Genomic DNA, 20,465 nt, shown 5'->3' with positions numbered 1-20,465 from the left:
CCGCATGACCGACCACCTCCTGGCGACGCCGCCCGCGGCCGCGGACACGACGACCCCGGAGCTCGAGCTCGCCGCCGTGGACAAGGTCTACAGCTCGCGGCGGGGGACCACCGAGGCGCTGCGCGGCATCGACCTGCAGGTGGCCGCGGGCGAGTTCGTCGCGCTGGTCGGGCGCTCCGGCTGCGGGAAGACGACGCTGCTGCGGATCCTCGCGGGCCTGCTCCCGCCGACCGGCGGCGAGGTGCGCGCGGGCGGTCGCCCGGTCTGGCGCGGCGCGCGGCGCGACGAGGAGACCGTGAGCCGCTTCGGGCTGGTCTTCCAGGAGCCGAACCTCTTCCCCTGGTTCACCATCGAGGACAACGTCGCGCTGCCGCTGAAGCTGCGCGGGGTCGACCGGCACGCACGGCGGGCGCGGGCCCACGAGCTGTGCGACCTGGTCGGGCTCGGCGGGTTCGAGAAGTCGCTGCCGCGCGAGCTCTCGGGCGGCATGCGCCAGCGCGCCGCGATCGCCCGGGCCCTGAGCTGCGACCCCAGCGTGCTGCTCATGGACGAGCCGTTCGGCGCCCTCGACGCGCTGACCCGCGACCGCATGAACCTCGAGCTGCAGAGCATCGCGTCGACCACCGGCGCCACCGTGGTGTTCGTGACGCACTCGATCCCGGAGGCGGTCTTCCTCGCCGACCGGGTCGTGCTGCTCTCGCCGCGGCCCGGGCGCATCCACTCGGTCGTCGACGTCGACCTCGCCCGCCCCCGCGAGCTCGAGATCGACGTCGAGCCGGCGTTCCGGGAGACGGTGCGCTCGCTGCGGGGCGGCCTGGACGAGGAGGACACGAAGCGCAGCGGAGCTGGACCATGGGAGGAGGCCTGATGGAACAGCGTGGGGTCGCGAAGTGGCTGCCGTGGGTCTCGGCGCCGCTCATGCTCGTGCTGCTGGTGGTCGTGTGGTCGCTGGTCGTCTCGGTGTTCGGGATCTCGGAGTTCGTGCTCCCGCCGCCGTCCGCGGTCGCCGCGTCGCTGGGCGAGCTGCTCGTCGACCCGGCGACGTGGGGTCACGTGCAGGTGACCGTCACCGAGGTGCTCTCCGGCTTCGCCATCGCGCTGGCGCTCGGGGTGATCGGCGGGGTGGTGCTCGGGCGCATCGCGTGGCTCGAGGTGGCCATGCGCCCGGCGCTCGTCGCCTTCCAGGTGGTGCCCAAGGTCGCGCTCATCCCGATCTTCGTCATCTGGTTCGGGTTCGGCCTCACCTCGAAGGTGATCATGGCGGCGATCCTGGCGTTCTTCCCGATCCTGCTCAACGTCCTGCTCGGCGTGCGCTCGGTCGACCGCGGGCACCGCGACGTCATGCGCGGGCTGGGGGCGAGCCGGTGGTCGACGTTCCGCAACCTGGAGCTGCCGAGCACGCTGCCCTACGTGTTCGCGGGCATGGAGGTCGCGATCGTCTTCTCGGTGATCGGCGCGATCGTGGGGGAGTACCTCGGCGGCAACGAGGGCCTCGGGTTCCTCGTGGTCTCGAGCCTCAACGCCCTCGACGCCCCGGCGCTCTTCGCCGTGATCGTGCTGCTCGCCGCCGTCGGCTCCGTGCTGTTCTTCGCGGTCAACCTGGCCAAGCGCCTGGTCATCCCGTGGCACGAGTCGGTGAGCGAGAAGGAGTTCGCGTGACTCACGCGGGCTTGCGGGCGAGGTAGCCCACCAGGTCTATCTCGGCGCGCAGCGGCAGGCCGTCGCGGACGTGCTGCTCGGCGGCGCGGACCGCGGCGTCGTGGAACGCCTCCTCGCCGGCGTCGCGGATCGCCTCCCAGGCGGGGCCGGTGGAGGCGAGCGTGCGGGCGAAGGCCTGCGGGTCGGGGAACTCCCAGGCGAACCGCGGCGAGACGCGCCGGACGTCGGCGAACCCGTGGGAGGCGAGCAGTTCCTCGCCGGCGCCGGGTCGCCCGAGCGCGACCATCGCCGCCTGGTTGGCCACGGCCGGCGCCTCGGCCAGGCGGAACGGTCCGAGCGCCCACGCCCCTGCCGAGACCTTGATGTGGCCCCACACCGTCAGGCCGACGCGGCCGCCCGGCGCGAGCACGCGGTGGACCTCGGCGAGGGCCTCGGGCGTGGTGCCCCAGATGCCGCGGAAGCTGGTGACGACGTCGAAGCTGCCGTCGTCCCACGGCAGGGCGTGCATGTCGCCCGTCCGCACGTCGGCGTCGGGGTTGCGGTCGCGGGCGACGGCGACCAGCCGCGGCGAGGCGTCGATGCCGGCGCACGTCGCGCCGCGCAACGCGGCGAGCTCGAGCGCGAGCCCGGAGCCGCAGGCCACGTCGAGCACCCGGTCGCCGTCGTCGACGGCGAGCCGGTGGTGGATCGCGACGTACTCGCGGCAGTTGCTCGGTTCGGACAGCGTCGCGAAGTCGACGGCCCGGCGGCCCCAGCCCTCGTCGACGACGGTCCAGTCGTGGGTGGTCACGGCCATGGCAGCAGTGTCGGCCCGGGCGCCGACCGTGCCAAGGGCCGTCAGACCTCGGCCGGGGTGATCGCGACGTCGAGCGCGAGGTCGTCGGAGCGGGCCGCCGCGTCACCGTTGACGGCCCCCTCGGTCATCGACACCGCGAGGACCTCCTCGGCGATCGTGCCGGCGTGGGCGCGCACGGCGTCGGCGACGTCGGTGCGCTCGGCCGCCCACGTCAGCGCGATGCGGTCCGAGACCTCGAGGCCGCGGGTCTTGCGGGCCTCCTGCACGACGCGCACCACGTCGCGGGCGAGCCCGGCGGCGCGCAGCTCGTCGGTGAGCTCGGTGTCGAGCCCGACCGACAGGCCGCTCTCCGAGCGGACGGCCCAGCCCTCGCGCGGCGTCTCCTCCACGACGATCTCGTCGCCGGACAGCGTGATCTCCTCGCCCTCCACGACCACCGTGAGCGCCCCGTCGACCGGCGCCGCGGTGGACGCCTTGACGGCCTCCGCGACCACCGGGGTCCGCTTCGCGAAGCGCTTGCCGAGCGCGCGGAAGTTGGGCTTCACCGCGACCTCGACGAGGTCCGAGCCGGCGGCCTCGACCCGCCCGACGTTGAGCTCCTCGGCGATCTCGGCCAGCAGCTCGTCGTCCAGGGCCGCGAAGCCCGGGGCGGCGACGACGGCGCGCGCGAGCGGCTGGCGCGTGCGCACCCCGCTGGCCGCGCGCGTCGAGCGGCCGAGCTCGACGATCCGCTGCACGAGCGCCATCCGCTCGGCCAGGCCCGGGTCGATGGCGGACTCGTCGATCTCGGGCCAGTCGGCGAGGTGCACCGAGTCGGGCGCGCCCTCGACCACGTCGCCCTGCAGCAGGGTCCACAGGTAGTCGGTGGCGAACGGCGTGAACGGCGCCATGAGCCGCGAGAGCGTCTCGACGCAGCGGTGCAGCGTGCTCAGGGCCGCCGGCTCGCCCGCCCAGAAGCGGCGGCGCGAGCGGCGCACGTACCAGTTCGACAGCTCGTCGACGAACGCCGCGATCGCGCGCCCGGCGCTCGAGGAGTCGAAGTCGTCGAGCGCGCGGGTGACCTCGCGGACGCACGTGGCGAGCTCGCCGAGCACCCAGCGGTCCATCGGGTGGTCGGACGCGACCCGCTCGCCGGGGGTCCAGTTCGCCGCGTTCGCGTACGTGACCAGGAACGACGCGGTGTTCCAGTAGGTCAGCAGGATCTTGCGGACGATCTCGCGCAGCGCCTCGTGCCCGACGCGGCGGTCGACCCAGGGCGAGCCCTGGGCGAGCATCAGCCAGCGCACGGCGTCGGCGCCGTGGGAGTCGAACAGCTCGAACGGGTCGAGCACGTTGCCCAGGTGCTTCGACATCTTGCGGCCCTGCTCGTCGAGCAGCAGGCCCAGGCACACGACGTTCTCGTAGGACGACCGGTCGAACACCAGCGTGCCCACGGCCATCAGCGAGTAGAACCAGCCGCGGGTCTGGTCGATCGCCTCGCAGATGTACTGCGCGGGGTAGGCCGCCTCGAAGTCGGCCTCGTGGTGGTGCGGCGCGCCCCACTGGGCGAACGGCATCGCGCCCGAGTCGTACCAGACGTCGATGACGTCGGTGACGCGGCGCATCGTGCCGGTCCCGCTCGGGGCCGGGAACGTGACGTCGTCGACGAAGGGGCGGTGGGGGTCGAGCTCGGACAGGTCCTCGCCGGCCCAGCTCGAGAGCTCGGCCAGCGACCCCACGCACACCATCTCCGCGGGATCCGCGTCGTTGCGCCAGATCGGCAGCGGCGTGCCCCAGTAGCGGTTGCGCGAGAGCGCCCAGTCGACGTTGTTCTCGAGCCACCCGCCGTAGCGGCCGTGCTTGATGTGCGGCGGGTACCAGTTCGTCCGCTCGTTCTCCTCGACCAGGCGGTCGCGGACCGCGGTGGTGCGGATGAACCACGAGGGCAGCGCGTAGTAGATCAGCGGGGTGTGGCAGCGCCAGCAGTGCGGATAGGAGTGCTCGTAGGACTCCGAGCGCCACAGCACGCCGCGGGCGCGCAGCTCCTCGACCAGCGTCGGGTCGGCGCCCTTGAAGAACATCCCGCCGATGAGGGGGACGTCGGCGTGGAAGTGCCCGTCCGGCCCGATCGGGTTGACCATCTCGAGGCCCTCGGCCTTGGCCACGAGGTGGTCCTCGGCGCCGAAGGCCGGCGCCATGTGCACCAGGCCGGTGCCGGCGTCGGTGGTGACGTGGTCGCCGTGCACGACGCGGTGCGCGTCACCGAAGCGCTCACCGTCGATGAGGTCGAGCGGGCGGCGGTAGTGGCTGCCGAGCAGGTCGGCGCCGGTGGCGCGATCGGTGACGGTCGCGCGCTCGCCCAGCACCGACAGCAGGTCCTCGGCGACCACGAGGTCGTCACCGTCCGCGGTGGTCGCGCGGACGTAGGCGATGTCGCGCGCCACGGCCACGGCGGTGTTCGAGGGCAGCGTCCACGGCGTGGTGGTCCAGATCAGCAGGTCGGCGCCGGCCCACGGCCCGTCGGTGAGCGGGAAGCGCACGTAGACCGAGGGGTCGACGTCGTCCTCGTAGCCGAGCGCGACCTCGTGGTCCGACAGCGGCGTCTCGTCGCGCGGGCAGTAGGGCGTCACGCGGTGGTCCTCGACGAGCAGGCCGTCATCGAAGATCTTCTTGAGCGACCACCAGACGCTCTCGACGTAGCGCGGGGCCATGGTCAGGTAGGCCTCGTCGAGGTCGACCCAGTAGCCCATCCGCTCGGTCATCGCGGCGAAGGCCGAGACGTTGCGCAGTGCCGACTCCCGGCAGGCGGCGTTGAACTCGGCGATGCCGTAGGTCTCGATGTCGGCCCTGCCGGTGAAGCCGAGCTCCTTCTCGACGGCGAGCTCGACGGGCAGGCCGTGGCAGTCCCAGCCGGCGCGGCGCGGGACGTGGTAGCCGCGCATCGTCCTGAACCGGGGGAAGAGGTCCTTGAACGCGCGGGCCTCGACGTGGTGGGTGCCCGGCTGGCCGTTGGCCGTCGGCGGGCCCTCGTAGAAGATCCACGGCTCGCCGTCGGCGGTGCGCTCGAGGGAGCGGCGGAACACGTCGCGGTCGGACCAGCGGGCCAGGACCTCGCGCTCGATCGCGGGCAGGTCCACGCTCGCGGGGAGGGGAGCGAACGCGGGCTTGCCCGCGGGACCGGGGGACGGCGATGAGCTCACGTCTCGATCTTCCTGGTGGTGCGGCAGCCGAACTCACCCAGGTTACCGGGCCGCGGGTGGGGTTCCTGACCTGCGGGTCCGGGGACCCCGCGGGGGGTGTCGAACCGGCGCGCGAGCATGTCCTAGACTGGTCGTCGTCATCGGGCAGACGTTCTCGTCACGCTCGGTGACCGCCTTGGGGTATGGTGTAATTGGCAACACGGCTGATTCTGGTTCAGTTGTTCTAGGTTCGAGTCCTGGTACCCCAGCTGTGAGCGGTGGCGGAGCGTGATCTAGGCTCGGCGCCGTTCTCCTAGGGCCCCGTCGTCTAGCGGCCTAGGACGCCGCCCTCTCAAGGCGGTAGCGGGGGTTCGAATCCCCTCGGGGCTACACCACGAGCGCGGTGCACCGGTCACGGTGCACCGCGCTCGTCGTCTGACGGGGAGGACCGATGGCGCCGACCACCTACGTCCTCGTCCACGGCGCCTTCGCCAACGCCGCGCACTGGGGGCCGGTGTCCCGCGCGCTCGCGCTGCACGGCCACCGGGCCGTCGCCGTCGACCTGCCCGGGCACGGGCTCGACGCCCGCCCGACCGGGATGGTCGGGCTCTCGACCGCCGACGACGTGGCCGCGGTGGTGGCCGTCGTGCGCGCGGCCCACGAGCACGGCCCGGTGGTGCTCGTGGGCCACAGCCGCGGCGGGATGACCGTCACCGCGGTGGCGAACGCCGTGCCCGAGCTGCTCACCCACGTCGTCTACGTCTCGGCGTGGTGCTGCGTCGACACCGGGCCGTCGACCTACCTGGCCGAGACCGGCCCCTCCGCGCTCGACGAGCTGGCCCCGGGCCTCGTCACCGCCGATCCCGCCGAGGTCGGCGAGCTGCGGGTCGATCTCCACACCACCGACCGGAGGTCCCTCGACGCGCTCCAGGACGCCCTGCTCGCCGACGGGACCCGCGCCGAGCTGCTCGCGGTGCTCGCGTCGATGGACGTCCGCGAGACCCTCGCCATCGACGAGGACGCCGTGCGCGTCGACCCGGCGGCCTGGGGACTGCTGCCGCACACCTACGTGCGGCTCTCCGCCGACCGGGCTCTGTTGCCGGAGCTGCAGGACCGCTTCGTCGCCGAGGCGGACGCGGCGCTGGCCCTGCCGTTCACCGTCGTCGACGTGCCGACCTCGCACGTCGGCATCCAGCTGTGGCCGGAGCGCCTGGTGGCGGTGCTGACGGGCCTGTGATCAGGCCTCCGGCGGCTCGGCCCACCGGATCAGCGCGATCGCCGCGACGACGAGCACGCCGCCCGCGACCTGGGTGGCCGTCGGCTCCTGGGCCACGAGGTACCAGGCCCCGAGGACGGCGAAGAGCACCTCGCTCAGCCCGACGAACGACGCCAGGCGCGCGCCGAGGCGCCCGACCGCGGCGATGCCGGTGAGGTAGGCCAGCGCCGTCGACAGCGCGGCGACCAGCACGACGCCGACCCACCACGGCGCGGTCGCGCCGGCGAGGTCGATCGGGGCGGTGGTGGCCTCGAGGGGCAGCAGGCCGACGAGCCCGACGAGCACGACCACGACGCTGCCCACCAGCGCCCCGCCCGCGGTCAGCACCAGGGCGGGCGGGCCGTCGTCGCCGCCGGCGTCGGCCGAGGCGGAAGTACGCCGCGAGGCAGACCGCCGCGCCCAGCCCCCACAGCACGCCGACGACGTCGACGTCCGCGCCCCGGCCGACGTCGAGCACGAGCCCGAGGCCGGCGATCGCGAGGGCGGCGCCGAGCAGCGTCGCCGGGCGGGGGCGGGCCGCGGTGCGCGCCCACGTCCAGGCGAGCAGCAGGACCGGGGCGGTGTACTCGATGAGCAGCGCGACGCCGACCGAGAGGTGGCCGACCGCGCTGAAGTAGCAGATCTGCGCGCCGGCCAGGGGCACGACTCCGTAGACGACGACGGGGCGCAGGTGGCGTCGTCGCAGGTAGCGGCCCCGGGCGGCCATGACCGCCAGCGGCACCACGAGCAGCAGCGCGCCCCCGCCGAGTCGGCCGAGCACCACGGCCAGCGGCGACCAGCCGGTGGCCAGCAGGGCGGCCGCGAACGGCCCGGCGAGGCCGAAGGAGAAGCCCGAGAGCAGCGCGATCGCGAGCCCGGGGGCGGTGCGGGCACGACGCTGCTCGGCCCCGGCGCTCACGATCGTTGATCAGAGCAGGCGTGCGTCGACCCGGGCAAGCCATCACGACTCCCTGATGGGTTCCTCGCCTTTCCGGTATTGGTGCTGATGGATCGCCCGCTCCTAGCGTGGGTCCCTCCGCGACCGAGGAGCCGCCATGACCGCGACGACGCCGTCCGTCCTCGACGACCCCGCCTTCCTCACCGGCGACCGCCACGCCGGGTACCGCGCGATGCGCGACCGGGGCGCCGTGCTCGTCGTCGGCGGTCCCGACCACCCGACGTCCGTGTTCACCCGCCACGAGGACGCCCACGCGGTCCTGCGCGACACCACCGGGCGCATGCAGCCGGAGGGGCAGGACGCGCCCCCGTGGATGGCGCCGGGGCCGGCCCGGCGGCGGCTGCGGGCCAACATGGTGCAGACCGACCGCCCGATCCACACCCGGTTGCGCGGCGTCGTCGCCCCGCTGTTCACCGCCCGCCGCGTCGAGGAGCTCCGCGCGGCCGCGGCGAGGGAGGTCGCCGACGAGCTGACCGCCCTGACGGCGGCGGGCGGGAGCCTCGACGCGGTGTCCCAGCTCGCGGCGCGGGTGCCCCGCGGCGTGCTGCGGCTGTTGATCGGGATGCCCGACGAGGACTGGGAGCCCGTGCTCCGGGCCCAGACCGACTTCCTCATGATCTTCTCGCCGTTCCCCCTGGACGAGGAGCACCAGGCGCGCCTCGACGAGGTCGCGCAGTTCTACCTCGACTACTTCGACGGCCTGCTCGGGCGGACCGCCGCACCGACCGACCTCGTCCGGCGCCTGCTCGACGCCGAGGAGCGCGGCGAGCTCTCCCGCGACGAGGTGCTCTCGCTCGTGCACACGGTGCTCGACGCCGGCTTCGAGACCACCCGCACGTCGATCGCCAACGCCGTCGAGCTGTTCGCGACCGTGCCCGGGCTGCTCGAGCGGGTCCGGGCCGACCCCGGACGGGTCACGCCGATGGTGGAGGAGACGCTGCGGCTGCGGGCGCCCGTGCAGGTGGTGCCCCGCGTCCTGGGCGCGGAGTACACGGCCTCGGACGGCACCACGGTGCCCGCGGGGGCGGCGACGCTGTGCGCCGTCGGGTCGGCGAACCTCGACGAGCGCGTCTTCCACGAGCCGGAGCGCGTCGACCTGACCAGGACGAACGCCGCGAAGCACCTGGCGTTCGGCGGCGGGCTGCACCACTGCCTCGGCGCGCCGCTGGCGCGGGTGCAGCTCCAGGAGACCGTCGCCGGGCTCGCCCGGGCGGTCAGGCGCATCGAGCCGGACGGCCCGTCGGCGCGCCACCCGTCCCTGATGTTCCCGTCGCTCTCGACCCTGCCGGTGCGCGTCAGCGCCTGACGACCCGCTTCTGCTCCGCGACGTCGCGCAAGGACGCGACGGCCGCCCGCTGCAGCGGGGAGAACCAGCTGCTGTCGCGGGAGAACAGGCCGATGCCCTCGGCGAGGTCCGCGTCGCGCAGGCGGACCGCGCGCAGCCGCCCGGACGCCACGTCGTCGGCGACGCAGTACCGCGGCGCGAAGCAGACCCAGTCGTTGGCGGCCACGGCCTGCTTGAGCGCCTCGGCGTGGCCGAGCCGGATGACGTAGGTCGGGGCCGGCAGACCGCGGGCCCGCAGCCCGTCGTCGAGCACCCGCTCGATCGCGACGCCGGCGGGGACCCCGACGATCGGGAGCCCGAGGGCGTCCGCGAGGTCGATCTCGTCGCCGGCGGGCGGCCCGCCGGGCGCCGCGCAGAGCACGATCTCCTCGTCCCACAGCTTCTCGGCCTGCACGCCGGGTGGCGGCACGTCGTCGTACCAGGTGGTGACGGCGAAGTCGACCTCGCCGATCTCGACCCGGCGCATGGCGACCGCGGGCTCGCTGATCGAGATCGTGATGTCCGCGCCCTCGCGCCGGCGGCGCAGGTCGGTCATCAGCGGCGGGATCAGGTAGGTGCCGATCGCCATGCTCGTCGCGACCGAGAGCGAGCCCGCCGCCCCGGTGTTGAGGTCCTCGATGTCGCGCTGCACCTGGGCGCCGCTGGCCAGGACCTCCTTGGCCCACGCGTAGAAGCGCCGGCCCGCCTCGGTCAGCACGATCCGGCGGCCCTCCCGGACGAACAGCGGGGCGTGCACCGCCTTCTCGAGCGTCCGCAGCTGGGCCGACACCCACGGCTGCGCGACCTGGAACCGCTCGGCCGCCCGCGTCACGCCGCCCTCGTCGACCACCGCGCAGAACATCTCGTAGCGGCGCAGGTGGTCCGAGAGACTCATACGAGAAAGCCTATCGAAGGCTCGGGTTACTCGTCATGGTGCTATGTGTTCCAGCTCTCTAGCGTCGAGCAGCACACCACCACCGACGAGGAGGTCTGCGATGCATCCGCTGCTGCGCGCCAACACGCTCAAGCTCGGGCTGTTCTGCACGAACGGATCGGGGGCGTCGCAGACGCTGGTGCCCGAGGCGCACGAGATGGACTGGGACATGTCGCTGCGCACGGCCCGGGCGGCCGACCGCGCGGGCCTCGAGGCCGTCGTGCCCTTCGCGCGCTGGAAGGGCTATCCGGAGGGCCGGCCCGAGCACCGGTCCGGGCGGGTCATGGAGCCGTTCACCTGGGCCGCCGGCATCGCCGCCGCCACGCGGGACATCGGCGTGTTCGCCACGTCGCACGCGCCGACGATGCACCCGATCGTCGCCGCCAAGCAGGCCGCCACCGTGGACCACATCTCGCGCGGACGCTTCGCGCTCAACGTCGTGGGCGGCTGGAACCCGCCGGAGCTGGAGATGTTCGGCGCCCCGATGCGCGAGCACGACGAGCGCTACGACCACCTCGCCGAGTGGCTCGGGGTGATCCGGAAGCTCTGGGCCGAGACCGAGGAGTTCGACTTCCACGGGCGCTTCTTCGACGTCGTCGGCGGCGTCTCGCAGCCCAAGCCGGTGCAACCCACCATCCCGATCATGAACGCCGGCGGGTCGCCGCGCGGCATGCGGTTCGCCGCCGAGCACGCCGACCTGTGCTTCGTGATCGTGCAGTCCGAGCAGGAGGACGCGATCCGCGCGCAGGTCGAGGGCTACCGGCGGATGGCGCGGGAGGAGTTCGGCCGCGAGGTCCGGCTCTGGACCCACACCGTCGTCGTCCAGGGGGACACCGACGCCGACGCCGAGGCGTACCTGCGGCGGTTCTCCGGCGAGTACGAGGACGCCGAGAGCGTCGATGCCTGGATGCGGCTGCAGGGCGCGAACACGCAGGTCGTGCCGCCCGAGGTCATGGCCGCGATGCGGCAGCGGTTCGCCGCCGGCGCCGGGGGCTTCCCGCTCGTCGGCACCGCCGCGACCATCGCGGAGCGCCTCGAGATGCTCAGCGCCGCCGGCATCGAGGGCGCGCTGCTGACCTGGGTCGACTACGACGCCGGGCTCGCCGACTTCACCCGCGACGTGCTGCCCCGCCTCGAGCGGGCCGGGCTGCGGGCCCCGGTCGGGACGCCCGCCGCGACCCGTGAGCCGGTGGCCGCGGGATGAGGCTCGCCCGCTTCCGCGCCGGGGACTCGGTGGGCTTCGGCGTGGTGCTCGGCGACGAGGTCGCCCGCCTCGACCACCGTGTCCCGTCCTTCGCCGACCTGCTCACCGAGCCCGTGACCCCGCGGCCCGACGACCCCCGCCTGCCCGTCGCCGACCTCGTCTGGCTGCCACCGATCGGCGACCAGCCGGAGGTCGTGTGCGTCGGGTTCAACTACGCGGCGCACGCCGCCGAGTCGACGCGCGGCCCCGCCGAGCAGGCGCGTCCCACCCTGTTCGCCCGCTTCGGCGACTCGTTCGTCGGGGCGGGGACGCCGGTCGTCCGCCCCGCCGCCGAGGACTCGCTCGACTGGGAGGGCGAGGCGGCCCTGGTCGTCGGCCGTCCGGGACGGCGCATCCCGGCCGCCGCGGCGTGGTCGCACGTCGCCGGCGTCACGTGCGTCGCGGAGAACAGCGTCCGCGACTGGCAGCTCCACTCCACCCAGGCCACCGCCGGCAAGAACTGGCACCGGTCGGGCGCCGTCGGGCCGTGGCTGACCACGGCCGACGAGGTCGGCGAGGGCCCGCTGCGCGTCACCACGCGGCTCAACGGCGCGGTGGTCCAGGACGACACGACCGACCGGCTGACCTTCTCGTTCGCCGAGCTCGTCGCCTACGTCAGCACGTTCACGCCGCTGCGCCCCGGCGACCTCATCGCGACGGGCACCCCGGCGGGCATCGGGCTGCGGCGGGAGCCGCCCCGGTTCCTGCGTCCGGGCGACGAGCTCGAGGTCGAGGTCTCCGGCGTGGGCGTGCTGCGCCACGGAGTCGTGGACGAGGTCGCCGAGGTCGCAGCGCCGGCGGGGGTGGGCGCGTGAAGCTCTGGACCGAGGACGACGTGCGCTCCGGGCCGTCGGTGCCCACCGTGATCGACGCCCTGGAGCGCGTGCTGACCCACGAGGCCGAGGGCACGGCGTGGAACGTCGACAAGACGATGAGCACCTGGCCGGCCGACGCCGGGCGCGGCAGCGCCCACGCGCTGGGCGCGGTGGACCTCGCCGCCGACCTGACGATCTTCAAGACCTGGGTGAACACGCCGGCCGGGGCGAGCGCGCTGATGACGCTGTTCGCCGCCGCCGACGGCGCCACCCTCGGCGTGGCCGAGGCCGGTGCCGCCGGGGCGCTGCGCACCGCGGGTGTCTCCGGGGTCGCGACGCGCCGGCTCGCCGACCCGGCGGCCGACGAGCTCGCGGTGCTCGGCGCCGGGCGCCAGGCGCTGCGCCAGGTCGAGGCCGTCGCCGCGGTGCGCCCGCTGCGCCGGGTCCGGCTGTGGAACCGCACGCCGGCCGGCGCGGAGGCCCTCGCCGAGCGGGTGCGCGTCGATCTGGGCCTGCGCGCCGAGGTCGCGGCGAGCGTCGAGGACGCGACCCGCGACGCCCCGGTCGTCACCGCGATCACCCGGGCCGACGAGCCCTTCCTCGCGGCCCGGCACCTCGCCGCCGGCGCCCACCTCAACGCCGTCGGGGCGATCCTGCCGACGCACGCCGAGCTCGCCGGCGACGTGCTCGCGGCGTCCGCGCTCACGGTCGTCGACAGCGAGCCGAACGCCCGTCGCGGGTCGCGGGAGCTGCGCGAACGGGACGACTGGGCGAGCGTCCGCACGCTCGCCGAGGTCGTCGCCGGCGCGGTCACCCGTCCGGCCGCGCCGCGCCTGACCGTGTTCAAGGGAATGGGCATGGGCCTGGCGGACCTGGCGGTCGCCGCGCTGCTGGTGGGGGAGCGACGATGAAGTTCCGCAGCGACCCCTCCCGGATCCGCGGCTCGATCGCGCCGGTGATCACCCCGTTCACCGCCGAGGGCGCGCTCGACCTCGCGTCCCTGCGCGGCCTGGTCCGTTGGCAGCTGGCGGCGGGGGCCCACGGCGTCTCCATCGGCGGGTCGACGGGGGAGCCGTCCGCGCAGTCGGTCGCCGAGCGGATCGCCGCCATCCGGGCCGTGGCCGCGGAGGTCGACGACGCGGTGCCGTTCCTGCCCGGGACCGGGTCGGCGAAGCTCGACGAGACCCTGGAGATCACCGCGGCCGCCCACGAGGCGGGCGCCGACGCCGTGCTGGTGATCACGCCGTACTACGCGCGGCCCACCCAGGAGGCCCTGTACCGGTGGTTCGCCACGGTCGCGGGCGAGTTCCCGGACCTGCCGATCGTGATCTACAACGTGCCGTCGCGGACCGCGGTCGACGTGGCCCCGGAGACCGTGGCCCGCCTGCACCGCGACCTCGACAACGTGGTCGGGGTCAAGGAGACGACCAAGGACTTCGAGCACTTCTCCCGCGTGCTGCACCTCTGCGGGCGCGAGCTGATGGTCTGGTCGGGCATCGAGCTGCTCGGCCTGCCCCTGCTCGCGCTCGGCGGCGCCGGGTTCATCTCGGCGGTCAGCAACCTCGCCCCGTGGGCCGTCGCCCGCATGTACGAGGCGTGGGAGGCGGGCGACCACGAGGCCGCCCGGGAGCTGCACTACGGGCTGCACCCGCTGGTCGACCTGCTGTTCGTCGAGACCAACCCGGCGCCCGCGAAGTGGGTGCTGGCGCGGCAGGGCCGGATCGCCTCCGACCACGTGCGCCCGCCCCTGATCCCCCTCACCGCGCAGGCCCGCCCCCGGGTCGAGGCGCTGCTCGCGCAGGGCGCGGCCCTGCTCGACGAGACCTGACCGAGAAGAGACGACGATGCCCCACCGCCCCCGCCGGGTCGCCCTCGCGGGCCTCATCGGCACGACCATCGAGTGGTACGACTTCTTCATCTACGGCACCGCGGCCGCGCTGGTGTTCGCGCCGCAGTTCTTCCCGCAGGTGTCGCCGGTCGCGGGGACCCTCGCGGCCCTGTCGACCTACGCCATCGGCTTCGTCGCCCGCCCCGTCGGCGGCGCCGTCATGGGCCACTTCGGCGACCGCATCGGGCGCCGCCGGATGCTCGTCGCGTCCCTGCTGATCATGGGCGTGGGCACCCTGCTCATCGGGCTCCTGCCGACCTACGCCGCCATCGGCGTCGCCGCGCCGGTCCTGCTGGTGCTCCTGCGCTTCGTGCAGGGCATCGGCGTCGGCGGGGAGTGGGGCGGCGCGACCCTGCTCGCCCTCGAGCACGCGCCGCCCTCGAAGCGCACGCTCTACAGCTCGTTGCCGCAGGTCGGCCTGCCGCTGGGGGTCGTGCTCGCGAGCCTGGTGTTCCTCGTCGTGCGGCTCGCCCTCGACGAGACGGCCTTCGCGGCGTGGGGCTGGCGGGTGCCGTTCCTGCTCAGCGCCGTGCTCGTGGTGTTCGGCCTGGTCCTGCGGCTGCGGCTCGACGAGAGCCCGGAGTTCGAGCGGGTCCGCGCCGGCGCCGAGGTGCGGCGCGCACCGCTCGCCGACGTCCTGCGGGCCCCGCGGGTCCTCGTGCCCGCGGCCGGGCTCAACGTGCTCGTGTCCGGGCTCGCCAACGTCCTGCTGGTCTTCACGCTGAGCTACGTCGCGGCGCGCCAGCTGGTCGGCGCCCCGATCATGCTCGCGATCACCGTCGTCACCGCCCTCGTCTGGGCCGGGGTGATCCCGCTGGCCGCGGTGTGGGCGGCACGCCGCGGACGGCGCCCGGTGATGCTCGTCGGCGTCGTCGCCCTGACCCTCTGGGCCTTCCCGTACTTCTGGCTGATCGACACCGGCACGGTGCCCGGCACGCTGGTGGCCTGCGTGGTCGCCGGCGCGGGCTTCGCCGTGGCCTCCGGGCCCTACGGCGCCTACCTCGCCGAGGCCTTCCCGACCGCCGTGCGCTACAGCGGCTCGTCGGTCGCCTACGCGCTCGGCAGCGTCCTCGGCGGCGCGCTGGCGCCGATCGTCGCCACCGTCCTGTTCGCCGCGACCGGCACCGGCACGGCGATCTCCGGCTACGTGGTCGTCCTGGGGCTGGTCAGCCTCGTCGCGACCCTCGCCCTCCGCAGCCCCCACCCCGCCTCTGACCCGGACCGGCCGGTCCCGGCCGACGCACCCCTCGAGAGGAAGCCCGCATGAGCCTCACGGACATCCAGACCGCCACGCCCCTGGTCGACGTCAGCGGCGCGCCCGCCGCCACGCCGCAGCCCTGGGCCCCGCTGAAGATCGCACGCGCCGAGATCGAGGCCGAGATCGAGCGCCTCGCCGCCGCCCCGCGTCCGGCCAACGGGCGCCGCGGCAGCCGGATCGTGCACCCGTCCGCGGTCGCCCCGGGCCTCGGGCTCGCGCCGGGGGTGGCCGTGACGATCGAGGTGCTCAACCCAGGGGAGGAGACCGCGCCGCTGCGGGAGAACGCTCACCGGGTGGAGATCGGCATCCGCGGCAGCGGCCGCATCGAGGTCGCCGACACCGCGATCGACCTCGCGCACCTCGACGTCGCGAACCTGCCGTCGATGCAGCCGTTCCGGTTCCGCAACGACACCGCCGAGGTCTGGGCCCGGCTGAGCTACTCGAACGCCCCGCTGCTGGAGAAGCTCGGGGTGCACTACGCGGAGGACCTGCCGCTGACCTGGCGCCCCTCCCCGGACGACGCCCCGGCCGCGGCGACCGAGGACAGCGAGAAGGTCGCCTACACCCGCGCGACCGCCCCCGACGTCGCCATCGGGACCCACGGCGCCCGGCTGCGGGGCTACGAGTTCCTCGTCGACATCGAGGTCGTCGAGTCCCGCGCCCTGCACTGGCCGTGGGCCGAGGTCGCGCCGCACCTGTCCCGCGAGGCGGGCGACGGCAAGCGCACGATCATGGCGTACTACAACCCGGCGACCCAGCGGCGGCAGGGCGCCACGCACAACTTCTTCGTCACCGCCTCGGCGATGCCCGCGGGCCGCCCGCCCCGCCCGCGGGGCCGCGGTCACCGGCACTCCTCGGTGGCGATCAACTACCACGTCGCCGGCTCCGGGGTCAGCACCGTCGACGGCGTCGACATCGCCTGGGAGGCCGGCGACCTGCTGCTCTCGGCGCCCGGCTGGCTCGAGCACGCCCACTACGAGGGCCCCGACGGCCTCGCGGTCTACACCGTCCAGGACCACCCCCTGCACATCGGCATGGAGTCGCTGGTGTGGCAGGAGAAGATGGGCGGGCCGGTGCTGGCCCTGGGCTCCGAGGCGGGCCAGACCGGGTACGTCGGGCCGCGCGAGGCCGGGGAGTGAGCTGCCGCGACGTGGGGGTCGATCTCGATCCCTACGACCCGGGGCTCACCGAGCCCACCGTCTGGGACGCCTACACGGCGGCGCGCGCGGCGGGGCCGGTGGCGCGCTCCGCACGCCGGGGCGGGTTCTGGGTGCTCACCGGCCACGACGACGTCCGCGCGGCCCTGCGCGACCCGCGGACGTTCTCGTCGGCCTCCGGGCACCGCATCCCCACCGACGGCACCCAGCGGTCCATCCCCATCGACTTCGACCCCCCGGTGCACACGGCCTACCGCCGGCTGATGGGCCCGCCGCTGTCCACCGCGCGCGTGCGGGAGATGCGCCCGTTCCTCGAGCGCACCATCGCCGACCTCGTGGGGCGGTTCGCCGCCGAGGGGGGCGGCGACGTCGTCCGCGCGGTGGCGCTGCCGCTCCCACTGGCCGTGCTCACCGAGCTCGTCGGGTTCGCGCCGGGCACGGTCGAGCGCTTCCGCGAGGTCACCGAGCAGATGTGGTCGGGGCTGACCGCCGACGGCGAGGCCGTCGACTTCGCCGGCGCGTTCCGGCGGATCGCCGAGCTGATGGCGGCCGAGCTGGACGCGCACCGCGAGCACGGCGCGGACGACTTCGTCACGACGCTGCTCGCGGCCGAGCTCGACGAGCAGGAGCGGATCAGCATCCTCGCCACGTTCGCGGTGGCCGGCCACGAGACGACGATGAACGCGGCGAGCACCCTGGTGCACCTGCTGCTCGAGGACCCGGCACGCCAGGAGCGGCTGCGGGCGGACCCCTCGCTGGCGCCGCGCTTCGTCGAGGAGATGCTGCGCCACCGCAGCCCGGCGCAGAACTTTCGCGCGCCGCGCCACCTGCCCGGTCACCGTCGCCGGGCAGCGCGTCGAGGAGGGCGATGCGGTCCTGCTCTCGTTCGCGGCGGCCAACCGTGACCCGGCGCGGTTCCCCGACCCCGACCGCTTCGACCCCGACCGCGACGTCCGCGGCCACCTGGGCTTCGGGTGGGGCATCCACCAGTGCCCCGGTGCCGCGCTGGCGCGTGCCGAGCTGACGATCCTGCTCACCACGCTGTGCGCCCACCCGCCGCTGCGCCCGGCCGGCGAGGTGCGCTGGAGCGGGCTGCAGGGCGGCAACCACCTCGGTCCGACCGAGCTGCCGGTGCGTTTCGAGGGGTGACGCGCCGGCGGCGAGGATGTCGGCATGACGACGGCCGCGGTGACGGCGCTGGTCCTCGACCTCGCCGGGACGTTCGCCTTCGCCCTCAACGGCGCGCTCACCGCGGTGCGGACGGCGCGGCTGGACATCGTCGGCGTGGTGACCCTCGGGATGATCACCGCGCTGGGCGGCGGCATCGTGCGGGACATCCTGCTGGGCGCGCTGCCGCCGGCGACCTTCAACGACTGGCGCTACCTGGCCGTCGCCGCGGGCGGGGGCCTGCTCGCCTTCGGGCTGAGCCGCCAGCTCGAGCGGCTCGCGACGCCGATCGAGATCTTCGACGCCCTCGGGCTGAGCCTGTTCGCGGTGACGGGCGCGGCGAAGGCGATGGCTTTGGGGGCGGGCGCGGGCCAGGCGATCCTGCTCGGTGCGATCACCGCGGTGGGCGGGGGCACGATCCGCGACGTGCTCGTGCGCCGGGTGCCCACGGTGCTGTCGAGCGAGCTCTACGCGATCCCGGCGCTGCTCGGGGCGGGGGTGGTCGTCCTGGGGATCCGGGTGGGGGCGGGCCCCTTGCTGCCCGCCCTCGCGGGCGCGGGGGTGTGCCTGCTCGTCCGGCTGGTGGGGCTGCGCTTCCGCCTCGACGCGCCGCACCCGCCGGGCCGGGCCGAGTGAGCCCGGGCGGCCCGGCGGGTGCGTCAGGTGCTCAGCCCTCGCGCGGGATGTTCGCGCACTGCTCGCCGGCGTTGATGCACTCCGCGCCGCGCTCCGACTGGGCCACGGTGGCGAGGTTCTCGTAGTCGGAGTGGTCGGTGCGCGGGTCGTGCTGCTCGTTCGGGAAGCTGTCGATCGAGAACGAGCGGCCCGCGGGCTGGTCGTAGGTCAACGTGATCCGCAGCGCCGGCACCGGCACCTCGTCGCTCTCGCAGTTGCCCTGCGCGTCCGGGAACGTCATGTGCGAGCGGAGGTCCTCGGTCTCGAGGTTCTCGCCGTCCCAGCAGCTCGGGTAGTCGAGCAGCCGCACCAGCTGCGAGCCCGGGCCGCAGATCGGGTACCGGTCGGTGACCCGGTCCTCCTGCCCGGTGCACGTGTACTTCGCGTTGACGTTCTTCTGGTCCTGCGCGCCGGCCTTCGCGTTGCCCATGATGATCATGAGGTGGGCGGGCATGGCCTCCACCGGGCGGTCGCCGTGCCCGTGGAAGCTCAGCTGCGCCGAGCGCGGCTTCATGATCGCGCCGACGTTGCCGTCGAGGCTGCCGCCGTCCTCGCCGACGTCGGGACCGGTCCCGTCGAGATCGCGGACGACCGGCCAGAAGAACGTGGACTGGTCGCCGTTCACGCAGGTCGTGGCGCCCTGCTCCAGCGAGCGCTCGTCGGAGTCCGCGTCGGTGGTGCGGTTGCCGACGTAGTCGTGGACGTGCTGCGCGCCGTTCCGCTTGCCCGGCGCGGCCATGTAGTTGTCGGAGTTGTTGTGGTCGCTGACCCCGCAGTCGACGGTGTACGACCCGCGGCTGAACACGCCGCCCTCGCCGATGGTGCCGGAGGGCTCGACATCGGCGATGTCGACGTAGTCCTCGGGACCGGCGGGCGCGGCGTCGGCGCGACCGGGGAACGGGTCGGCGGCGGCCTGGGCGGCGCCGTCGGTGCCCTCGACCTCTCCGACGTCCTCGGCGGGCCGCCGGCGGTCCACGCGGTCACTGCGACGGTCCGCAGCGTCGCCGTCCGCGCCGGCGTCCTGGGTCTCGCCGCCGGTCTCGCCGCCGGTCTCGTCGCCGGTCTCGCCGCCGGTCTCGTCGGCCCGGGCGTCCTGGTCGCCGTCCTGCGCGCTCCGGCTGTCCTGGCCGTCGCCCTGCTCCTGGCCGTCGCCCTGCTCCTGGCCGTCGCCCTGCTCCTGGCCGGCGCCCGGGTCCTCGCCCCGCTCGTCGGCGGACCCGTCGCCGGAGCCGTCGCCGGTGCCGTCGCCGTCGTCCTGACCGGTCTGCTCGTCCTCGCCGCCGGCGCCGTCCTCGGTGCTCTCGCCCGCGCCCTCGTCGCTGCTCCCGGTGCTCTCGTCACCGGATCCGTCGTCGGAACCGCCGTCGTCGCCCGAGCCGTCGTCGCCCGAGCTGTCGTCGCCCGAGCTGTCCGAGTCGCCGGCCGAGGAGTCGCCGTCCGAGGAGTCGCCGCCGGTCAGGGAGCTGAGGATGCCGCCCCCGCCGCTGTCGCCGGAGTCCTCGGCGGCGGCGGAGCCGGCCACCACGACGACGCCGGCGGTGACGAGCAGGGCCGCGACGACCGCGATGAGGCGCGTCGGCAGGCTGGAGCGGTGTCGTCCGCGTCGGGGCACGGGAACCTCCTGACGGTGCCCGCGACGCCGGGGACGGGGGAGCTCGTCCGCGGGTCGGCGCCGGGGCAGGGGTGTCCTGCGGACGATCACGCTAGGGACGGGCCGATCCGGCGACCGCGTAGCTGAGAGCTCGTGGACCGCGGCACCGCCCACCGGACCGCCGGCCGCGCCGAACAACGTCGCGAATGCCCTGGATGTCGCAATCGGGCGCAGAGAGACCCTCAGGGCTCTCAGGTCCGGTCCGTCGGTCTTCCCAGCACGCGCAGCGCGACCACGGCGAGCGCCGTGAGCAGCAGGAAGCCGCCGGCGAGCGCGAGGAAGATCCAGGAGCCGGTCAGGAACCAGACCACGAGCCAGGCGACGGCGAAGGCCGACGTGGTCGCGACCTGGAACACGTAGCGCCGGCGCTCGTCGGGCCGGACCCGATCGGCGAGGCCCCGCCCGCCGGCCGCGCGTCCGCTCGCCGCGGCGAGAGCGCGGCGTCGCGCCGCGGCTCGGGTCGCTGTCCCGTCGGGCTCGTCCACGTGGTCCTCTCGCCGTCGGCCGTGCCCGCACGGTACCGCCGC

General features: G+C 74.6%; 18 protein-coding genes, 2 tRNA genes and 2 pseudogenes. 15 read left to right on the top strand and 7 right to left on the bottom strand.

The window, feature by feature from the left end; translation table 11 throughout:
• Nucleotides 1-4 precede the first annotated feature (4 nt).
• Nucleotides 5-868: an ABC transporter ATP-binding protein gene (locus tag PHK61_RS18250; RefSeq protein ID WP_274282437.1), complete on the top strand. Its 864-nt coding sequence runs from the start codon at nucleotides 5-7 to the stop codon at nucleotides 866-868.
• On the top strand, nucleotides 868-1,659 hold the full coding sequence (locus PHK61_RS18245; protein ID WP_274282436.1) for an ABC transporter permease: 792 nt from the start codon (nucleotides 868-870) through the stop codon (nucleotides 1,657-1,659). Before PHK61_RS18250 ends, PHK61_RS18245 begins: the two co-directional genes overlap by 1 nt.
• 1 nt (nucleotide 1,660) lies before the next feature.
• On the opposite strand, the gene PHK61_RS18240 is transcribed toward PHK61_RS18245, so the two are convergent.
• Nucleotides 1,661-2,455, bottom strand: a complete 795-nt coding sequence (locus PHK61_RS18240) for a class I SAM-dependent methyltransferase (protein WP_274282435.1) — start codon at nucleotides 2,453-2,455, stop codon at nucleotides 1,661-1,663.
• A 41-nt stretch (nucleotides 2,456-2,496) separates the two neighbouring features.
• The gene (gene ileS, locus PHK61_RS18235) at nucleotides 2,497-5,634 is read right to left on the bottom strand and encodes an isoleucine--tRNA ligase (protein ID WP_274282434.1); all 3,138 of its coding nucleotides are present in this window, start codon (nucleotides 5,632-5,634) and stop codon (nucleotides 2,497-2,499) included.
• 176 nt (nucleotides 5,635-5,810) lie between these two features.
• Between ileS and PHK61_RS18230 the strand changes: the two genes are divergently transcribed.
• The 3 genes from PHK61_RS18230 to PHK61_RS18220 all read left to right on the top strand — a co-directional run bounded on the left by PHK61_RS18230 (nucleotide 5,811) and on the right by PHK61_RS18220 (nucleotide 6,850).
• Nucleotides 5,811-5,882: transfer RNA gene (locus PHK61_RS18230), tRNA-Gln, on the top strand.
• 48 nt (nucleotides 5,883-5,930) lie between these two features.
• Nucleotides 5,931-6,003, top strand: a tRNA-Glu gene (locus tag PHK61_RS18225).
• Between the two features lie 61 nt (nucleotides 6,004-6,064).
• Nucleotides 6,065-6,850 carry an alpha/beta hydrolase gene (locus PHK61_RS18220; RefSeq protein WP_274282433.1) on the top strand — a complete coding sequence of 262 codons (786 nt, stop codon included), beginning with the start codon at nucleotides 6,065-6,067 and terminating at the stop codon, nucleotides 6,848-6,850.
• On the opposite strand, the gene PHK61_RS18215 is transcribed toward PHK61_RS18220, so the two are convergent.
• Nucleotides 6,851-7,216 carry an EamA family transporter gene (locus PHK61_RS18215; protein ID WP_274282432.1) on the bottom strand — a complete coding sequence of 122 codons (366 nt, stop codon included), beginning with the start codon at nucleotides 7,214-7,216 and terminating at the stop codon, nucleotides 6,851-6,853.
• 433 nt (nucleotides 7,217-7,649) lie between these two features.
• A pseudogene (locus tag PHK61_RS32095) lies at nucleotides 7,650-7,787 on the bottom strand (hypothetical protein); the annotation flags it as partial.
• Nucleotides 7,788-7,923: 136 nt separating this feature from the next.
• Between PHK61_RS32095 and PHK61_RS18210 the strand changes: the two are divergent.
• A complete protein-coding gene (locus PHK61_RS18210; RefSeq protein WP_274282431.1) occupies nucleotides 7,924-9,132 on the top strand; it encodes a cytochrome P450 in 1,209 nt (402 codons plus the stop codon).
• Here the strand turns inward: PHK61_RS18210 and PHK61_RS18205 are convergent.
• A complete protein-coding gene (locus PHK61_RS18205; RefSeq protein WP_274282430.1) occupies nucleotides 9,122-10,045 on the bottom strand; it encodes a LysR family transcriptional regulator in 924 nt (307 codons plus the stop codon). The two genes, PHK61_RS18210 and PHK61_RS18205, sit on opposite strands and share 11 nt — an antisense overlap.
• A gap of 100 nt (nucleotides 10,046-10,145) precedes the next feature.
• On the opposite strand from PHK61_RS18205, the gene PHK61_RS18200 reads away from it, so the two are divergent.
• The 9 genes and pseudogenes from PHK61_RS18200 (at nucleotide 10,146) to PHK61_RS18165 (ending at nucleotide 18,248) form a co-directional block, all read left to right on the top strand.
• The gene (locus tag PHK61_RS18200) at nucleotides 10,146-11,288 is read left to right on the top strand and encodes an LLM class flavin-dependent oxidoreductase (RefSeq protein ID WP_274282429.1); all 1,143 of its coding nucleotides are present in this window, start codon (nucleotides 10,146-10,148) and stop codon (nucleotides 11,286-11,288) included.
• On the top strand, nucleotides 11,285-12,142 hold the full coding sequence (locus tag PHK61_RS18195) for a fumarylacetoacetate hydrolase family protein (protein WP_274282428.1): 858 nt from the start codon (nucleotides 11,285-11,287) through the stop codon (nucleotides 12,140-12,142). Before PHK61_RS18200 ends, PHK61_RS18195 begins: the two co-directional genes overlap by 4 nt.
• Entirely contained in the window at nucleotides 12,139-13,053 is a 915-nt protein-coding gene (locus tag PHK61_RS18190) for an ornithine cyclodeaminase family protein (protein WP_274282427.1), read from the top strand. Before PHK61_RS18195 ends, PHK61_RS18190 begins: the two co-directional genes overlap by 4 nt.
• The gene (gene dapA, locus PHK61_RS18185) at nucleotides 13,050-13,970 is read left to right on the top strand and encodes a 4-hydroxy-tetrahydrodipicolinate synthase (protein WP_274282426.1); all 921 of its coding nucleotides are present in this window, start codon (nucleotides 13,050-13,052) and stop codon (nucleotides 13,968-13,970) included. The genes PHK61_RS18190 and dapA overlap by 4 nt, the downstream gene beginning before the upstream one ends.
• A gap of 16 nt (nucleotides 13,971-13,986) precedes the next feature.
• Nucleotides 13,987-15,297, top strand: a complete 1,311-nt coding sequence (locus PHK61_RS18180) for an MFS transporter (RefSeq protein ID WP_274282425.1) — start codon at nucleotides 13,987-13,989, stop codon at nucleotides 15,295-15,297.
• Nucleotides 15,294-16,427 (top strand): cupin domain-containing protein, encoded by a 1,134-nt coding sequence (locus PHK61_RS18175; protein ID WP_274282424.1) that lies wholly within the window; start codon nucleotides 15,294-15,296, stop codon nucleotides 16,425-16,427. Before PHK61_RS18180 ends, PHK61_RS18175 begins: the two co-directional genes overlap by 4 nt.
• 11 nt (nucleotides 16,428-16,438) lie before the next feature.
• Nucleotides 16,439-17,350, top strand: a complete 912-nt coding sequence (locus PHK61_RS18170) for a cytochrome P450 (protein ID WP_274282423.1) — start codon at nucleotides 16,439-16,441, stop codon at nucleotides 17,348-17,350.
• Nucleotides 17,319-17,594 (top strand): annotated as a pseudogene (locus tag PHK61_RS32090) (cytochrome P450); the annotation flags it as partial. The gene PHK61_RS18170 and the pseudogene PHK61_RS32090, both read left to right, overlap by 32 nt.
• Before the next feature lie 24 nt (nucleotides 17,595-17,618).
• Nucleotides 17,619-18,248, top strand: a complete 630-nt coding sequence (locus tag PHK61_RS18165) for a trimeric intracellular cation channel family protein (RefSeq protein ID WP_274282422.1) — start codon at nucleotides 17,619-17,621, stop codon at nucleotides 18,246-18,248.
• Between the two features lie 31 nt (nucleotides 18,249-18,279).
• Here the strand turns inward: PHK61_RS18165 and PHK61_RS18160 are convergent, their stop codons facing one another.
• A complete protein-coding gene (locus PHK61_RS18160; protein ID WP_274282421.1) occupies nucleotides 18,280-19,899 on the bottom strand; it encodes a DUF1996 domain-containing protein in 1,620 nt (539 codons plus the stop codon).
• Nucleotides 19,900-20,129: 230 nt separating this feature from the next.
• The gene (locus tag PHK61_RS18155; RefSeq protein ID WP_274282420.1) at nucleotides 20,130-20,423 is read right to left on the bottom strand and encodes a hypothetical protein; all 294 of its coding nucleotides are present in this window, start codon (nucleotides 20,421-20,423) and stop codon (nucleotides 20,130-20,132) included.
• Between the last annotated feature and the right edge of the window lie 42 nt (nucleotides 20,424-20,465).

Source organism: Actinomycetospora lutea (genome assembly GCF_028737205.1).
Classification (GTDB): Bacteria; Actinomycetota; Actinomycetes; order Mycobacteriales; family Pseudonocardiaceae; genus Actinomycetospora; species Actinomycetospora lutea.
This window is presented reverse-complemented; position numbering and strand designations above follow the sequence as displayed.

Coding starts and splice junctions, on each gene's coding strand:
- PHK61_RS18175 (WP_274282424.1), top strand. CDS start 15,294: ATGAGCCTCACGGACATCCAGACCGCCACGCCCCTGGTCGACGTCAGC.
- PHK61_RS18210 (WP_274282431.1), top strand. CDS start 7,924: ATGACCGCGACGACGCCGTCCGTCCTCGACGACCCCGCCTTCCTCACC.
- PHK61_RS18245 (WP_274282436.1), top strand. CDS start 868: ATGGAACAGCGTGGGGTCGCGAAGTGGCTGCCGTGGGTCTCGGCGCCG.
- PHK61_RS18220 (WP_274282433.1), top strand. CDS start 6,065: ATGGCGCCGACCACCTACGTCCTCGTCCACGGCGCCTTCGCCAACGCC.
- PHK61_RS18240 (WP_274282435.1), bottom strand. CDS start 2,455: ATGGCCGTGACCACCCACGACTGGACCGTCGTCGACGAGGGCTGGGGC.
- PHK61_RS18200 (WP_274282429.1), top strand. CDS start 10,146: ATGCATCCGCTGCTGCGCGCCAACACGCTCAAGCTCGGGCTGTTCTGC.
- dapA (WP_274282426.1), top strand. CDS start 13,050: ATGAAGTTCCGCAGCGACCCCTCCCGGATCCGCGGCTCGATCGCGCCG.
- PHK61_RS18195 (WP_274282428.1), top strand. CDS start 11,285: ATGAGGCTCGCCCGCTTCCGCGCCGGGGACTCGGTGGGCTTCGGCGTG.
- PHK61_RS18205 (WP_274282430.1), bottom strand. CDS start 10,045: ATGAGTCTCTCGGACCACCTGCGCCGCTACGAGATGTTCTGCGCGGTG.
- PHK61_RS18180 (WP_274282425.1), top strand. CDS start 13,987: ATGCCCCACCGCCCCCGCCGGGTCGCCCTCGCGGGCCTCATCGGCACG.
- PHK61_RS18250 (WP_274282437.1), top strand. CDS start 5: ATGACCGACCACCTCCTGGCGACGCCGCCCGCGGCCGCGGACACGACG.
- PHK61_RS18165 (WP_274282422.1), top strand. CDS start 17,619: ATGACGACGGCCGCGGTGACGGCGCTGGTCCTCGACCTCGCCGGGACG.